Origin of the sequence: Pseudomonas sivasensis (assembly GCF_013778505.1) — a bacterium.
In the GTDB taxonomy this organism is placed as follows: domain Bacteria; phylum Pseudomonadota; class Gammaproteobacteria; order Pseudomonadales; family Pseudomonadaceae; genus Aquipseudomonas; species Aquipseudomonas sivasensis.
The window spans coordinates 130,266-145,370 of record NZ_JAAOWU010000004.1 but is presented as its reverse complement, the minus strand read 5'-3'; the positions used below and the strand labels follow the sequence as shown (position 1 = coordinate 145,370).

At 61.8% G+C, this 15,105-nt stretch carries 14 protein-coding genes; 5 read left to right on the top strand and 9 right to left on the bottom strand.

Features of this window, described 5'->3' with window-relative positions:
- The first annotated feature begins 317 nt into the window (after positions 1 to 317).
- Together G9Q84_RS09635 and G9Q84_RS09630 are read left to right on the top strand one after the other, a co-directional pair.
- Entirely contained in the window at positions 318 to 1,253 is a 936-nt protein-coding gene (locus G9Q84_RS09635) for a chemotaxis protein CheV (RefSeq protein WP_032887940.1), read from the top strand.
- A 39-nt stretch (positions 1,254 to 1,292) separates the two neighbouring features.
- Positions 1,293 to 2,099, top strand: a complete 807-nt coding sequence (locus G9Q84_RS09630) for an MOSC domain-containing protein (protein WP_032887942.1) — start codon at positions 1,293 to 1,295, stop codon at positions 2,097 to 2,099.
- A 65-nt stretch (positions 2,100 to 2,164) separates the two neighbouring features.
- On the opposite strand, the gene ppnP is transcribed toward G9Q84_RS09630, so the two are convergent.
- The 8 genes from ppnP to G9Q84_RS09590 all read right to left on the bottom strand — a co-directional run bounded on the left by ppnP (position 2,165) and on the right by G9Q84_RS09590 (position 11,755).
- A complete protein-coding gene (gene ppnP, locus G9Q84_RS09625; protein ID WP_032887944.1) occupies positions 2,165 to 2,449 on the bottom strand; it encodes a pyrimidine/purine nucleoside phosphorylase in 285 nt (94 codons plus the stop codon).
- A gap of 64 nt (positions 2,450 to 2,513) precedes the next feature.
- The gene (locus G9Q84_RS09620) at positions 2,514 to 3,056 is read right to left on the bottom strand and encodes a 3'-5' exonuclease (RefSeq protein ID WP_032887946.1); all 543 of its coding nucleotides are present in this window, start codon (positions 3,054 to 3,056) and stop codon (positions 2,514 to 2,516) included.
- A 73-nt stretch (positions 3,057 to 3,129) separates the two neighbouring features.
- Positions 3,130 to 5,013: an acetyl-CoA carboxylase biotin carboxylase subunit gene (locus G9Q84_RS09615; protein WP_122754417.1), complete on the bottom strand. Its 1,884-nt coding sequence runs from the start codon at positions 5,011 to 5,013 to the stop codon at positions 3,130 to 3,132.
- A 525-nt stretch (positions 5,014 to 5,538) separates the two neighbouring features.
- Complete coding sequence (locus G9Q84_RS09610) at positions 5,539 to 6,300, bottom strand: enoyl-CoA hydratase/isomerase family protein (protein WP_122754416.1); 762 nt, start codon at positions 6,298 to 6,300, stop codon at positions 5,539 to 5,541.
- Positions 6,297 to 7,454 (bottom strand): citronellyl-CoA dehydrogenase, encoded by a 1,158-nt coding sequence (atuD, locus tag G9Q84_RS09605; RefSeq protein ID WP_032887952.1) that lies wholly within the window; start codon positions 7,452 to 7,454, stop codon positions 6,297 to 6,299. The genes G9Q84_RS09610 and atuD overlap by 4 nt, the downstream gene beginning before the upstream one ends.
- A gap of 16 nt (positions 7,455 to 7,470) precedes the next feature.
- Entirely contained in the window at positions 7,471 to 9,087 is a 1,617-nt protein-coding gene (gene atuC, locus G9Q84_RS09600) for a geranyl-CoA carboxylase subunit beta (protein WP_095185443.1), read from the bottom strand.
- A gap of 3 nt (positions 9,088 to 9,090) precedes the next feature.
- A complete protein-coding gene (locus tag G9Q84_RS09595; RefSeq protein WP_181643238.1) occupies positions 9,091 to 9,963 on the bottom strand; it encodes an SDR family oxidoreductase in 873 nt (290 codons plus the stop codon).
- Between the two features lie 13 nt (positions 9,964 to 9,976).
- Positions 9,977 to 11,755: an acyclic terpene utilization AtuA family protein gene (locus G9Q84_RS09590; protein WP_099603030.1), complete on the bottom strand. Its 1,779-nt coding sequence runs from the start codon at positions 11,753 to 11,755 to the stop codon at positions 9,977 to 9,979.
- 153 nt (positions 11,756 to 11,908) lie between these two features.
- Here G9Q84_RS09590 and G9Q84_RS09585 point away from each other — a divergent pair, with 153 nt between their 5' ends.
- From G9Q84_RS09585 to G9Q84_RS09575, 3 genes are all read left to right on the top strand, one after another.
- The gene (locus G9Q84_RS09585; protein WP_032887960.1) at positions 11,909 to 12,532 is read left to right on the top strand and encodes a TetR/AcrR family transcriptional regulator; all 624 of its coding nucleotides are present in this window, start codon (positions 11,909 to 11,911) and stop codon (positions 12,530 to 12,532) included.
- A 93-nt stretch (positions 12,533 to 12,625) separates the two neighbouring features.
- On the top strand, positions 12,626 to 13,414 hold the full coding sequence (locus G9Q84_RS09580) for a substrate-binding periplasmic protein (protein WP_099603031.1): 789 nt from the start codon (positions 12,626 to 12,628) through the stop codon (positions 13,412 to 13,414).
- 68 nt (positions 13,415 to 13,482) lie between these two features.
- Positions 13,483 to 14,496 (top strand): GNAT family N-acetyltransferase, encoded by a 1,014-nt coding sequence (locus G9Q84_RS09575; RefSeq protein WP_095185446.1) that lies wholly within the window; start codon positions 13,483 to 13,485, stop codon positions 14,494 to 14,496.
- A 49-nt stretch (positions 14,497 to 14,545) separates the two neighbouring features.
- Here the strand turns inward: G9Q84_RS09575 and G9Q84_RS09570 are convergent, their stop codons facing one another.
- A complete protein-coding gene (locus G9Q84_RS09570) occupies positions 14,546 to 15,097 on the bottom strand; it encodes an RNA polymerase factor sigma-70 (RefSeq protein WP_005789991.1) in 552 nt (183 codons plus the stop codon).
- Positions 15,098 to 15,105: the final 8 nt, after the last annotated feature.

Sequence of the window (15,105 nt, the reverse complement as noted above, 5' to 3'; positions counted from 1 at the left end):
CAAAGCCTGACTCCATTCATGCAATGAGAATGGCGTCACATTAATGACTATTAGATAAAGCGAATATCAGGTTGGGCCTGATTGCTTATAGGGGAATCCCTTACATGGCGGAACTTTACATCGCTTTGAATGTCCGGCAACGCCGATGTACCGCTGTCTGGAGAGGTTCATGCAGTAGAGCATGATGTCAGTGTGACATCAATGAATTTACGTGGCATTTTAGCAGGGGGTCAAGGTCTGGCTTTCGCCGCCGATAACAGCAGTAATGAATTGCACAATCCCTTCGCGCATCTAGCTGCGCACACCAGGAGCTTTTGATGGCCGGCATTCTCGACACAGTAGACCAACGCACGCAACTGGTGGGTGAGAATCGCCTGGAGATCCTCATGTTTCGCCTGGCCGGGCGGCAACTGTTCGCAATCAACGTGTTCAAGGTGCAGGAAGTCCTGCAACTGCCCAAGCTGACCCTGATGCCTCAGCGTCACCCCTTCGTGTGCGGCGTGGTCAACCTGCGTGGCCAGACCTTGCCGGTGATCGACCTGTCCCAGGCCATCGGCATGCGCCCACTGGTACCGGGCCCGAACAGCACCATCATCGTCACCGAGTACAACCGCTCGGTACAGGCGTTCCTGGTGGGTGGTGTGGACCGCATCGTCAACATGAACTGGGAATCCATCCTGCCGCCGCCGACCAGCGCCGGGCGTCAGCACTACCTGACCGCCATCAGCAAGGTCGATGACCAACTGGTGGAGATCATCGATGTGGAAAAAGTCCTCGCCGAGATCGTGCCCTATAACGCCAAAGTTTCCCGTGAAAAACTTGAAGACCCTGTGTTGGAACGTGCCCGTGGCCGCGAAGTGCTGCTGGTGGACGACTCCAACGTCGCCCTGTCGCAACTGCGCGACACCTTGGGTCAACTGGGTGTGAAGATGCACATCGCCAGCGACGGCCTCAAGGCACTGAACATGCTCAAGGCCTGGGCCGACGCCGGCCACGTGATGACCGACAAGCTCCTGATGATCTTCACCGACGCCGAAATGCCCGAGATGGACGGCTACCGCCTCACCACCGAAATTCGCAACGATCCACGCCTGCGCAAGCTCTACGTGGTGCTGCACACCTCGCTGTCGGGCAGCTTCAACGACTCGATGGTGAAGAAGGTTGGGTGCGACAACTTCCTGTCCAAATTCCAGCCCGACAAACTGGTGGATGTGGTGCGCCAGCGACTGATGCTGGACGAAGCCACCGCTTGACCTTAGGGTTGCATCTTTGCCCCTCAGGAATGCAGGCCCATGCTTCGTCTCAGCGCGTTGTACCGTTACCCCTTGAAGTCCGGCAAGGCCGAAACCTTGCAGCACATCGGCCTGGATAAACTCGGGTTGAATGGGGATCGACGCTGGATGCTGGTGGACGAGGCCAGCGGGCGTTTCCTCACGCAGCGGGCGGTGGCGAAGATGAGCCAACTCTCTGCGCTGTGGAACCGCACGGGCGGCCTGACCTTGAGTTCGCCTGGCTACGCGCCGCTGGACGTGGCGCTGCCCGGCAGCGACGCCGAGTTGCGCGGCGTGACCATCTGGCGCGACACCTTGCGCGTACCGGACGCCGGTGATGAAGCTGCCGCCTGGGTCAGCGACTTTATCGGCAAGCCGACACGGCTGGTGCAGATGCCCTTGGACCGTGCCCGCACCACCCAGGCCGGTTTCGGGCGTGATGATGATCAAGTGGCGTTTGCCGATGGTTATCCGTTGCTGCTGATCGGGCAAGCGTCGCTCGACGACCTCTCGCAAAAAATCGGCCGCCCCATGGAGATGCTCCGCTTTCGCCCGAACCTCGTGATCGAGGGCGGCGAAGCTTTCGCGGAAGATGGCTGGAAGCGTCTGCGCATTGGTGATGTGGAGTTTCGCGCCGTGAAACCCTGCTCACGTTGCATTCTCACCACCATCGACCCGCAAACCGGTGAACGCAGCGCCGACCGTGAACCGTTTGTCACGTTGGAGGCTTATCGCAAGACGGAAGACGGCGCGATGTTCGGCCAGAACCTGGTCAACGATGGTAATGGACGCCTGGAAGTGGGCATGCCAGTGACCATTCTCGAATAGCCTTCGGCGCCCATAAAAAATGCCCGTCTCCCATGAGACGGGCATTTTTTTGACCGGGCGAATGCTTAGCCGCGGTACTCGCACAGGTAAGCAGTATCCACGGCGACCTTCAGCTGGAACTTGCTGTTGGCCGGTACGTGGAACTGGCTGCCGGCGGCGAAGGTTTCCCACTCGCTGGCGTCAGGCAGTTTAACGGTCAGGGCGCCGGAGACTACGTGCATGATTTCACGCTGGGCGGTGCCGAATTCGTATTCACCCGGGGCCATCACGCCGATGGTCGCCGGACCTTCTGCGGTGCCGAAAGCGATCGACTTGACGGTGCCGTCGAAGTACTCGTTGACTTTGAACATGGGCGAATCCTCGGAAAAAGGGTCTGGAAAGGTCGGCCAGTATGCCCAAGGGCAGGGGAGCTGCCTAGACCGGTAAAATCAGCGGCAACAGGCGCGCGGTATTGCGTGCATCTTCCAGCGCCCGATGTTGCTGGCCATGGAACTGCATTCCCGCCAATTGAAGGGCGCCATTGAGGCCCAAGGGCTTGTCCAGGCGCCGGGCCTTGGCGAAGCGCTGCTTGAGGTTCACATGAGGTGTCTTGGCGAGTGCACTCACCAGGCTGTTGCGCTGCCATTCGAGCTCAAGCTGCGCGCGGTCATAGTCACCCCAACTCGCCCAGCCTTCCAGGCGCGGTTGATGCTGGCCCAGCCAGCGTTCGAACAGCGGCCACACCTCGGTGATGGGCGCGGCGGTGTCGATATTGGCCTGGGTGATATGGGTCAGCTGGCGGCAAAAGGGCGTCAGCAATGGGCGCCGCAATGGCCGCACAAAGCGCTGGAAGTGGTCCAGTTCGCGGCCCTGGCGGTTCACCAGGCTCGCGCCGATCTCGATGACTTCCATCTCCGTCACGGGCCAGCCGCCTTCATCCGTTGTGGCTTCAAGGTCAATAATCAGCCAATGAGGCATTGTGCAGGTTCCCGTACTCGTCCCTTCCTGATGGGGATAGAGCGTAGCCCGGCCCTGTAGTTCCGCCTAGGGACTATTCGATCTCCAGCAATACCTGCCGATTACGCACCTGATCGCCCGCCATTACCTGCACGGCCTTGATCACACCGTCGATGCCCGCCGTGAGCGGGTGCTCCATTTTCATGGCTTCAAGCACCAGCAGCAGTTGGCCTTTGCCGACACGCTCGCCTGCACGGACCCGCACATCGACAATGGCGCCATCCATCGGCGCCTTGACCGTGCCGCTGCTGGCGTCGGCCTGGCGGCGGGCGACCTGTTGGGTGCGGTTGGTCACGGTCAGGCCAGGTAGCCGTAATTGGTCGCCGTCGAGGTGGTAAGCGATACGGCGCCGGATCCCGTTGAGCACGCGCGTGGCGTAGCGGCCGTCGGTGCTGAGTTGCAGGTCGTCAACGGTGACCGTTTGAAGGTCGCCGTTGACCTCCAGGCGGTATGTCCAGGGGATGCTTGCGTTATTGCGCCATCCCGCCAGACCCAGGGCGTGCTGGTCGGCGCTGTGGTGATAAAACAGCGCGGCGGCCAGGGCAAGCTGTTCTTTCGACGCGGCGGGCGGCGGTATTTCGCGAAAGTGCTCGGCGATAAACCCGGTGCTGAAATGGCCGTCGATAAAGTCCGGTTGCTTGAGCAGGTCGGCCAGCAGTTGCTGGTTGGTATTGACGCCCAGCAGCACGGTGTCTTCCACGGCGCGCAGCAGCTTGCGCCGCGCCTCTTCGCGGGTGGCGCCGTGGGCGATGATCTTGGCTTGCATGGCGTCATAGAACGGGCTGATTGTTTGGCCTTCGCTGACGCCATGGTCAATACGTACGCCTGCGGCCGGCTCCCAGCGCAGCACCTCACCGGTTTGCGGGAGGAAACCTTGGGCCGGGTCTTCGGCGTACAGGCGCACTTCCATGGCATGGCCGCTCAGGGTCACCTCTTTTTGGCTCAATGGCAGTGGGTGGCCGGCGGCGACCAGCAGTTGCCAGGCCACCAAGTCCAGGCCGGTAATCAGCTCGGTGACCGGGTGCTCCACTTGCAGGCGCGTGTTCATTTCCAGGAAGTAGAACTGACCGTTGCGGTCGAGCAGAAATTCCACGGTGCCGGCGCCGACGTAATTCACCGCGCGCCCGGCCTTGAGCGCCGCCTCGCCCATGGCCTGGCGCAGTTCCGGGGTCATGACGGGGCAGGGCGCTTCTTCGATGATTTTTTGGTGGCGACGCTGGATCGAGCAGTCGCGTTCGCCGAGGTAGATCAGGTTGCCGTGGCTGTCGCCGAACAGTTGGATTTCGACGTGACGCGGGTCGATCAGTGCCTGTTCGAGGATCAGTTCGTCACTGCCGAAGGCGTTCTGCGCTTCGGAGCGGGCGGTGCGCAATTGCTCCAGCAAGTGCTCGGGTTTGTGCACCAGGCGCATGCCTCGGCCACCGCCGCCGGCGCTGGCCTTGATCATCAGCGGGTAGCCGATGCGGTCGGCCTGGTGTTGCAGGGTGGCGTCGTCCTGGGCGCTGCCCTGGTAGCCGGCGATGCAAGGCACTTCGGCTTCCAGCATGGCGAGTTTGGACCGGCGCTTGCTGCCCATCAGTTCGATGGCCTCGACGCTGGGGCCGATGAAGATCAGGCCGGAGTCTTGGCACGCGCGGGCGAAACCGGGGTTTTCCGAGAGGAAGCCGTAGCCGGGGTGTATGGCGTCGGCGCCGGTTTTTTCGGCGGCCTCAAGGATGGCCGGGATGTTGAGGTAGGACTGTTGTACCGGGGCGGGGCCGATGCGCACGGCTTCGTCGGCCATCTGCACGTGCAGGGCCTGGGCGTCGGCGTCGCTGTAGACGGCGACGGTGCGGTAGCCCAATGCCTGGGCCGTGCGCTGGATGCGGCAGGCGATTTCACCGCGGTTGGCGATCAGGATCTTGTTGAACTGCGGCATAGGTGTTTTCCCTGGGACTGAGTACATATCCGTTTCTTCGGTAACGGCAATCTATGGTTCCGCGCTTACAAAGGGTGGCCTTCGCCCCAACACTCGGTACCCGGCCGAGGCTCGGTGTGCCAGCTTGTTTGACTGGGCGATCGCAGTTCGAATGTGGGAGGGGGCTTGCTCCCGATAGCAGTGGTTCAGTTACACATCTGTTGGCTGATACACCGCCATCGGGAGCAAGCCCCCTCCCACATTTGGATCTCCACCTATCAGATAGGTCTCACCCTGCTTTTGACCTGCTTTTGATCTGACCCTTACATCCTTTTTGCTGACGAAGTCAGCGGTCTTTTGATCTTGATCTCAGGCGCCCCGTTAAACACGCTGGCCGCACACCGAGCCTGGGCGAGGTGCCGAGTGTTGGGACAAGAGCCTTTTGCTTGTGTGTGGCTGGGCTGGCATTCCGGCTCTTCCAAAAGTGAGTCGCCGTAAGGGCCAAACCATAGGTAGCCGTTACCCAAATAACGGATATACCCCCAATCAACGAGCCCATTCAGGCCGACGCCTCTGCAAAAAAGCCCGAGTCCCCTCAACTCCCTCCGCCCCGCTGACCGCCTCGGCAAACCACTGCGCCCCGCGATCCAACACAACCCCAATCGGCTCATCCACACTGGCCAACAACAACGCCTTGGTGCGCGCGTTGGCGCCTGGTGCGCAGCGCAGCACCTGCCCCAGGACTTCATCCAAACGCTCCGCCAACGCCTGCGGATCGCGCTCGGTGAAGTGCACCAGCCCCAGCCGTTCAGCTTCCTGCCCATCAAATCGCGCGGCGGTCAGTGCCAGTCTCCGCGCCTGGGTCAGACCGATCCGCTTGACCACAAACGGCGCAATCTGCGCCGGCAGCAACCCCAGGCTGGTCTCCGGCAAACCGAACTGCGCCTGGTGATCGGCAATCGCGATGTCGCTCACACAGGCCAAGCCAAACCCGCCGCCGAGCACCGCGCCTTGCAGCACCACGATGACCACTTGCGACACGGCTTCAACCTCTTGCAGCAACGTGCCAAAGGCCCGGTTCAGCGCCTGCAATTGATCGCCTGCGCTGACCAGGTCCTTCACGTCGGCTCCCGCGCAGAAATGCCCGCCGGCGCCGCTCAGAACCACCGCGCGGACTTGGTCGTCGAGTTGGGCCACTACCGATCGCAGTTCGTGGACCATCTCCAGGCTCATGGCGTTGCGGCATTCGGGCCGATTGAGGGTGATGTGCAGCACGCCGTTATGGGGCTCCAGCAGCAAGGTGCTCATGGTTTTTTTCCCGGTAGCGTGCCCATCAATTTGCAGATGATGCCCAGCATGATTTCGTCGGCACCGCCGCCAATCGATACCAGACGCACATCGCGATAAGCACGGGCAACGGGGTTGTCCCACATAAAGCCCATGCCGCCCCAGTATTGCAGGCAACTGTCGCTGACCTCACGGCCCAGGCGTCCGGCCTTGAGTTTGGCCATGGAGGCCAGGCGGGTCACGTCCTGGCCTTTGATGTATTGCTCGGTGGCCTGGTAAACCAGCGCCCGCAGGCATTCGATTTCGGTGGCCAGTTCGGCCAGGCGAAAGTGGATCACCTGGTTGTCTATCAGCGCTTTGCCGAAGGTCTGGCGTTCCTTGCAGTACTCGATGGTGCTGTCGATGCAGTACTCCAGGCCCTTGATCATATTGGCCGCGCCGAACAGGCGTTCTTCCTGGAATTGCAGCATCTGCATCATGAAGCCCGCGCCTTCGTGGCCGATACGGTTGCGCTGGGGGATGCGTACGTTGTCGAAGAACACCTGGGCGGTCTCGGAGCTGTGCATGCCGAGTTTTTCCAGGGGCGGGCTGACGCTGATGCCGGGGGTGTTCATCGGCAGCATGATCAGCGATTTGTTGATGTGCGGCTTGTCGTCCGAGGTGTTGGCCAGCAGGCACATGAAGTCCGCGCTGGGCGAGTTGGTGATCCACATTTTGCTGCCGTTGATCACGTAGTCATCGCCGTCCTTGCGTGCGTAGGTCTTGAGCCCGGCCACGTCGGAGCCGGCGCCGGTTTCCGAGACGCCGATGCAACCGACTTGCTCGCCGCTGATGGCCGGGCGCAGGAATTCGTCGCGCAGTGCATCGCAGCCGAAGCGGGCGAGGGCGGGGGTGCACATGTCGGTCTGCACGCCGATGGACATGGGAATGCCGCCGCAGCGAATGGTGCCGAATTCTTCGGCGGCGACGATCGAATAGCTGTAGTCCAGGCCCATGCCGCCGAACTGTTCGGGTTTGGAAATGCCCAGCAGCCCGAGGTCGCCGGCCTTGCGCAAGATCGCGTGGATGGGAAAGCGCCCGGCTTTTTCCCATTCGTCCACGTAGGGGTTGATCTCGCGATCGACGAAGGCGCGGACGGTGCGGCGCAGTTCCTGATGTTCCTGGGTGAAGATCATTGTTCTTGTTCTCCTGTTAGAAACGCGCCACACCGAAGCTGTTGGGCTGCAATTGCCGCACCTCGGCGTCATGGCAAATATCCAGCAAAAAGCCGAGCAACGTGCGGGTATCCCGGGGATCAATCAGCCCGTCATCCCACAGGTTTGCGCTGCCGTACAGGGCGGTGGATTGGCTGTCGAGCTTCTGCGCGGTGACCTGTTCCAGCATGTCCAGCACCTTGGGGTCGGGCACCAAGCCGTCTTTGAGCTGCTTGGCCTCGGTGACGATACGCAGCACCTTGCCCGCCTGCGCGCCGCCCATCACCGCCGTGCGGCTGTTGGGCCAGGCGAAGATAAAGCGTGGGTCCAGACCCCGGCCACACATCGCATAGTTGCCCGCACCGTAGGAGCCGCCGACCACCACGGTGAGTTTAGGCACCCGCGCATTGGCCACCGCCTGGATCATCTTCGCGCCGTGCTTGATTACGCCTTGTTGCTCTGACTCGGTGCCGACCATAAAGCCAGTGGTGTTGTGCAAAAACAGCAGCGGCGTGCGGCTCTGGTCGCACAGCTGGATAAACTGCGCAGCCTTGCTCGCGCCTTTGGGCGTGATGGGGCCGTTGTTGCCGATCACGCCAATGGCGCGGCCCTGGATATGCAGGTGGCCGCAGACGGTGTGGGCATCGAACTCGCCCTTGAATTCAAGGAATTGGGAACCGTCAGCCAGCCGCGCCAGGATCTCGCGCACGTCGTAGGGTTTTTTCGGATCATCGGGGATCAGCCCCAACAGTTCCTCGGCGCAGTACAGTGGTTCTTTGTAGGTGCGTTTTGGCGCAGACGGCAGGCGGTCATCCCAGGGAAGCAGGCTGACGATCTCACGCACGATACGCACGCCATCGGCGTCGTTTTCCGCCAGGTATTCGGCGGTGCCGGCCGTTTGCGCGTGCATCTCGGCGCCGCCCAGTTCCTCATCGGTGGCCACTTCGCCCGTCGCCGCCTTGAGCAGCGGCGGCCCGGCCAGGAACAGCTTGGCCTTGCCGCGCACCACCACCACGTAATCCGACAACCCCGGTTGGTACGCGCCACCCGCCGTGGCCGAACCGTGCACCACGGTGATCTGCGGCAGGCCCATGGCTGACATGCGCGCCTGGTTCGCGAAGCTGCGTGCGCCTTCGACAAAAATCTCGGCAGCATAGTTGAGGTTGGCGCCGCCGCTTTCGGCCAGGGTCACCACCGGCAATTTGTTCTCCAGCGCGATCTGCTGCAGGCGCAGGGATTTTTTCAGCCCGGTAGGAGAAATGGTGCCGCCCTTGATCGCGCTGTTATTGGCCACCACCAACATGCGCACGCCGCTGACGTAGCCGATTCCTGCGATCAACCCACCCCCGGCGGCGCTGCCGTCCTTGTCGTCGTGGAGTTTGTAGCCGGCCAGGCTGGCCAGTTCCAGGAACGGCGCGCCGGGGTCCAGCAGCAAGTTGAGGCGCTCGCGGGGCAACAATTGGCCCCGTTTGTCGAACTTGGGCTTGGCTTCCTGGGCCTTGCTCAGCAGGTTTTGCTCCAGTTGGCGCAGGTGCTGAATGCTGTCCAGCATGGCCTCACGGTTGCGTGCGAACGCTGCGCTGTGGGCGTCGATCAGGCTTTCAATCACCGGCATGATTTATTTCCCTTCCTTGAGCACGTCCGGCAGGTAAGCGCGGTGAAAACCATTGAACGGTTCGCTCGGCGGCTGGGCCTTGTGCAGCGGCCAGGCACGGCTGCCGAGGCAGGCGGCGCCGTCGATGCGCAGGGTGCTGCCGCTGATAAATGCAGCGGCGGGGCTGAGCAGGAACACAATGGCGGCGCTGACTTCCGATTCGGTGCCGATACGCTTGAGCGGCACGTGTTCACGCAGGGTGGGGATCACCGCCTTGAACGCGCCCTCGTAGGTGTCCATGCCGCTGGAGGCGATCCAGCCCGGCGCCACGGCGTTGACCCGAACCCCGGCGCAGCCCCATTCGAAGGCGGCGGTTTTGGTGAAGTTGTCCATGCCGGCACGGGCGGCGCCGGAGTGGCCCATGCCGGGCATGCCGCCCCACATGTCGGCGAGCATATTGACGATGGCGCCACCGTGTTTGCTCATGGATTGGTTGAACACTTCGCGGGCCATCAGGAAACCGCCCACCAGGTTGGTGCGCAGAACGGTTTCAAAGCCTTTCTGATTGATCGACGCGAGCGGTGATGGGTACTGGCCGCCAGCGTTATTCACCAAACCGTGGACCTGGCCGTGGTCATTCAGGATTTGGCTGACCAGCGTCTTCACCGCCTCTTCATCGCGAATATCGCAGGCGCTGCAATGGGCGATGCCGCCATCTTCGGCAATTTCCGCCGCGACCGCTGCGAGCTTGTCCGGCTTGCGTCCGACCAGGATCACCTGGGCGCCGAGCGCTGCCAGCTCATGGGCGGTGCAGCGGCCAATGCCACTGCCGCCACCGGTGACAATCACGGTGTGACCCTGGAATAGGTCGGCTTTGAAGATCGAGTCGAAGGCCACGGCAACGCTCCTGTTATTGGCATTGATCGGCAATGTGTTGCGGCACCGCAATGGGAATTTCCAGCAGTTGCTGGGCGAAAGCCTTGCCTTGGGGGTCGATGCGCAGGCTGGCAATGCCGCCGCCGCCCAACGCGTTTTCCAGCAGGAAATTCAGGCTGTGGCTGCCGGGCAGATACCAGCGCTCGACGCGGCCGTGCAGCGGGTCGAGCACGTGGCTCATCCAGTCGACGATCACCGCGGGCGTCAGCGCTTCGGCGATCCATGGCAGGTACTCGGGATCACGGGCGATCACGCCGATATTGCTGTGATTGCCCTTGTCACCGGAGCGTGCCACGGCGAGTTTCACGAGGGGCACGCTGGCGTCGGCGCGACCTTGGGGCTTGGGTGGATCCATCGGCGCGGCGGGCAGGGTTGGGGCATCGGTGATGGGTAGCGCGCAAGCGTGGCGTTCACCTTGGAAGTCGATCAGTAACTCGCATGAGGACTTGTCGATCAGAAACGAAAACAACCGAATCAACGGATACACCGTCGGGCGACCCCCTACGATTCCGGTCAACCCCGGCGCCATCCCGGTAGCGGCCTGGGCGATCTCGCGCGCGAACAGCACCAGCGCCTGCTTGCTCGGGTGTCGCACCGCCAACTTGACCACCACTTCACGACAGTCATGACGCATCGCATGTGCGCCATAGGTTGCTTCGCTGCCCAGCAGCTCGATATTCACCTCGGTGTACGGCGCCCAGCCGCGTTGGCTGAACAGTTGCGAGGTCTTGTTGATGATCGCCTGGCTGACCCGCTCGGCCTTGGCCACCGCGTCGATCCCGGCAATCAGGCAACTGGCGGTGCAACGCGAGCCATCGGGATACGTGGCGCTGACCTTGTACTGGTCGGTGGGTGGCGAACCCTTGGCGCCGTGCAGGTGCACGCGGTTTTTTCCCTGCTGCTGCAGTTTGACCTGGCTGAAATCGCAGATCACGTCGGGCAACAGATAGGCGCGTGGGTCGCCGATTTCATACAGCAACTGTTCGGCCACGCTGAGTTCGCTGATCAACCCGCCGGTGCCGTCGACCTTGGTTACGGTGAACTGGCCGTCGGCGCTGACCTCGACGATGGGGAAACCAATGTGTTCGTAGTCCGGCACATCGCGCCAATCGGTGAAGTTACCGCCGGTGCACTGGGCGCCGCATTCGATGATATGCCCGGCCAGGGCCGCTTGGGCGAGGCGGTCGTAGTCGTGCCAGGACCAGTCGAATTCATGCACCAGCGCTGCGCTGACCACGGCGCTGTCGACCACGCGGCCGGTGATAACGACATCGGCACCCAGCGCCAAGGCTTGGGTGATGCCCGGTGCGCCAAGGTAAGCGTTGGCGGACACGCACACCGGCGGCAGCGGTGTGCCGCTGAACATATCGGTCGTGCCCGTGAGGTTTTTCAATTGGGGTTGCAGGTCATCGCCCAGCAGAACGGCTATTTTCAGCGGTACCTGGGCTTTATCGCAGGCCGCTTGCAGGGCTGCGGCGCAGGCTTGGGGATTAATGCCGCCAGCGTTGCTGATTACGCGGATGCCTTGGCCCTGGATATCGGCCAGCAGCGGCGTCAGCACCTCGACAAAATCCGTGGCGTAACCGGCCTGGGGGTCTTTCATCCGTGCGCCGGCAAGGATCGACATCGTGACTTCCGCCAGGTAGTCGAACACCAGGTAATCCAGCTTACCGCCGTGCACCAACTGGGCGGCGGCAGTGCAGGTGTCGCCCCAGAAGGCGCTGGCACAGCCGATACGAACCGTCTTGCTCATGAGAAATCCTTCCTCGAATGGCTGCTGGCGAGACTACCAAGCAAGCGCTTGGTTTGTAAACTCCAGTCACAAGTTTTAGCCAAGCGCTTGCTTGGTTGGCGGCCACGGCCTAAATTGCCGGCCAAGACGTCAGTAGAAGTAGAGGAGAGCAGCATGGATGAGCACAAAGCCCTGCGGGTGATGCGCACCATGGTCGATGGCGGCCAATTGACCGATCCCGACAGCGCCCGGGGCAAGTTGCTGCAAACGGCGGCCCACCTGTTTCGCAACAAGGGTTTCGAGCGCACCACCGTGCGTGACCTGGCCAGTGCGGTGGGCATTCAGTCCGGCAGCATCTTTCATCACTTCAAGAGCAAGGACGACATCCTGCGGGCGGTGATGGAGGAAACCATCCACTACAACACGGCGCTGATGCGGGCTTCGCTGGAGGAGGCGACAAACGTGCGCGAACGTGTGCTGGCGCTGATTCGCTGCGAGTTGCAGTCGATCATGGGCGGCAGCGGCGAAGCCATGGCAGTGCTGGTGTATGAATGGCGCTCACTGTCGGCGGACGGCCAGGCCCAGGTCCTGGCGCTGCGCGACGTGTATGAAGACCTCTGGCTGCAAGTGCTGGGCGAGGCCAAGGCTGCTGGCTACATCAAGGGCGATGTGTTTATCGCGCGCCGCTTCCTCACAGGCGCATTGTCCTGGACGACCACCTGGTTTCGCGCCGAGGGCAGCATGACGCTGGAGCAGTTGGCCCAAGAAGCTTTGTTGATGGTTCTGAAAGCCGACTGAGGCGCAAGCTATTAATTTGCTGGCGGAAAGTTGTCTCGCCAGACAAAAACGCCTAGCTTATCGCCATCAGAGTTTTGAACGGTGTGTGCCTTGATGTTTTCGCCATGGCGGCTGGCTGCAGGACTTACCTTTTGGGCACTGGGCACTGCGTGGTGGATGCCGGCGTCGGCTGCGCAATTGGTGCGCATCGGCGCGGCGCATTTCCCTCCTTATACGGTGCGCCCGGAGCAGGGCGCCGACACGGGATTGCTGCCGCAACTGGTGGAGGCCTTGAACGCCTCGCAAACCGACTACCAATTTGTGCTGGTGCCGACTTCCATTCCTCGACGTTTCCGCGATTTCGAGCAGGGCCGGATCGACATGGCCATCTTCGAAAACCCCGCGTGGGGCTGGCAGAAAATTCCCCACACCAGCGTCGACATGGGGCTGGAGGACGCGGAAATCTTCGTCGCTCAGCGTGAACCGGGTCGCGCCCAGGACTATTTCGCCGACCTTGCGGGCAAACGCCTGGCGGTGTTCAGCGGTTATCACTACGCCTTCGCCAGCTTCAACCCCGACCCCAAGAACATGGCCGAGCACTTCAACGCCACCTTGACCTATTCCCACGACAGCAACCTGCTGATGGTTGCGCGCGGGCGTGCGGACATTGCCTTGGTGACCCGTTCGTACCTGAGTGACTTCATGGTGCGCAATGCGGATATGGCCGCGCAGTTCCTGGTGTCTGAGCGTATCGATCAGGTCTATCACCATTACGCCTTGCTGCGGCCGAAGGCGCCGATCACGGGCCAGGCTTTTTCCGCGTTGCTCAAGCGTCTGCGCGATGACGGCGAGATGCTGAAGATTTTCGAGCCGTACCGCATCGACGTGATGCCGGTACCTTGATCGGCTAAATTTCCTCTCCCGGCTCACGTCACTTCTTTATCTGTCGACGGTTACCGTGAGCCCCTCCCATGTCCAATCTGAATGACCTGTCGGTCCTGCCGTTACCGGCCGGGCCTGCCTTGAATGCTGATGAAACCGAAAGCCACCTGAGCCTGACCCTGGAAGGCCAGCCGCTGGCGCGTTTGCGCCTGGAGCGTGGCGATGACCTGCAGGTGCATTTGCAGACCCCCGCCGAGGTGCCTTCCCCCCGCGCCTTGTGGGCTGCCTGCTACTGGTTGTTTACCAAGGAGCCGACTCGGCAACGTCTGACCTGGCACCTTGAGCATGCGCCCGAAGACGCCTTGCGCAGTGGTTTGCTGGTGGCTAGCGAGATCGCCGGGCAGTACCGATGTGAGCGCACCCTGTTCTGGCAATTGCCCCAGCCATGGTTGGGACTCTCGCCCAGTGGCAGCTACCCGCAGCAGATGATCATCAGCGCCGGCAAGCGCCACCCCGTCCGTGCGCCGAAGCCTCGGGGTGAGGTTTACCGGCGTTATGACGCACGTCTTGGGGCCTGGATTTCCCTGCGCACCGTTGAGGTCGATGTGGATTTGGCGCGCTTCAATCGCTGGCAGAACAGCACGCGCGTGGCGAGTTTCTGGCAGGAAACCGGCAGCCTGGAGCAGCACCGGGAATACCTGGATAAGCTCGCCGCCGATCCGCACACCCTCACGCTGATCGGCTGTTTTGATGATGAACCCTTTGCCTATTTCGAAGCCTACTGGGCCAAGGAAGACCGTATCGCGCCGTTCTACGATGCCGCTGACTACGACCGTGGCATCCACATGCTGGTGGGGGAGGAACATCATCGCGGTCCGCACAAGGTCGCCAGTTGGCTATCGGCGCTGGTGCACTACCTGTTCCTGGATGACCCTCGAACCCAACGTGTGGTGGCAGAACCGCGCGCCGATAACGCGAAGATGATCGGCCATATGCACAACCAGTGTTTCCACTGTGAAAAGGAGTTCGATTTCCCGCACAAGCGCGCGGCGCTGATGATTTTGGGGCGGGAGCGGTTTTTTGAGCGGTGCGGGCTGGTGTGAGCGGTGGGGGCGGGCGTGCTCGCCCCCATTATGGGCAGATCCGTGTGGATCAGACGCGTCGTGCAAACGTATCGCTATGGCTGCCCGACACCTTGCGGCAGTGCACCAGCGCATCGCGAATCATGAAGTTCACCAGCGTTGGTGACACCCCCAACTCCTTGGCGATGTCCTTTTGCGGCACGCCGTGCAGACGGTACATCTCGAACGCGTAACGGGTGCGCTGGGGCAGCTCAGTCAGGGCGTCGGCGATGTTTTCCAGGGTGTTGAAATTGATATGGGAGGTTTCCGGTGAAGCGCCGTGAATAACCACATTCAAGCCTTCCTCTTCCGTCCCGGAGTATTTGAGCTCCAGGGCCTGCTTACGGTAGTGATCGATGGCCAGGTTACGGACGATCTGGAACAGGTAACTCAATTGGGCCTTGAACGAGGATGTGATCGTCGGCGCCGATTGCAGGCGGAAGTAGGCATCCTGCACGACGTCTTCGGCGCGGGAGCGGCAGCCGGTAATTCGTGCTGCGATCTTCACCAGAATCAGTCGGTTGTCGACGAATGCCTGGAGAAGTGGTGAGTCGCACCTGCCTGTGGATACTTGTTCCGTCATGGAAATCA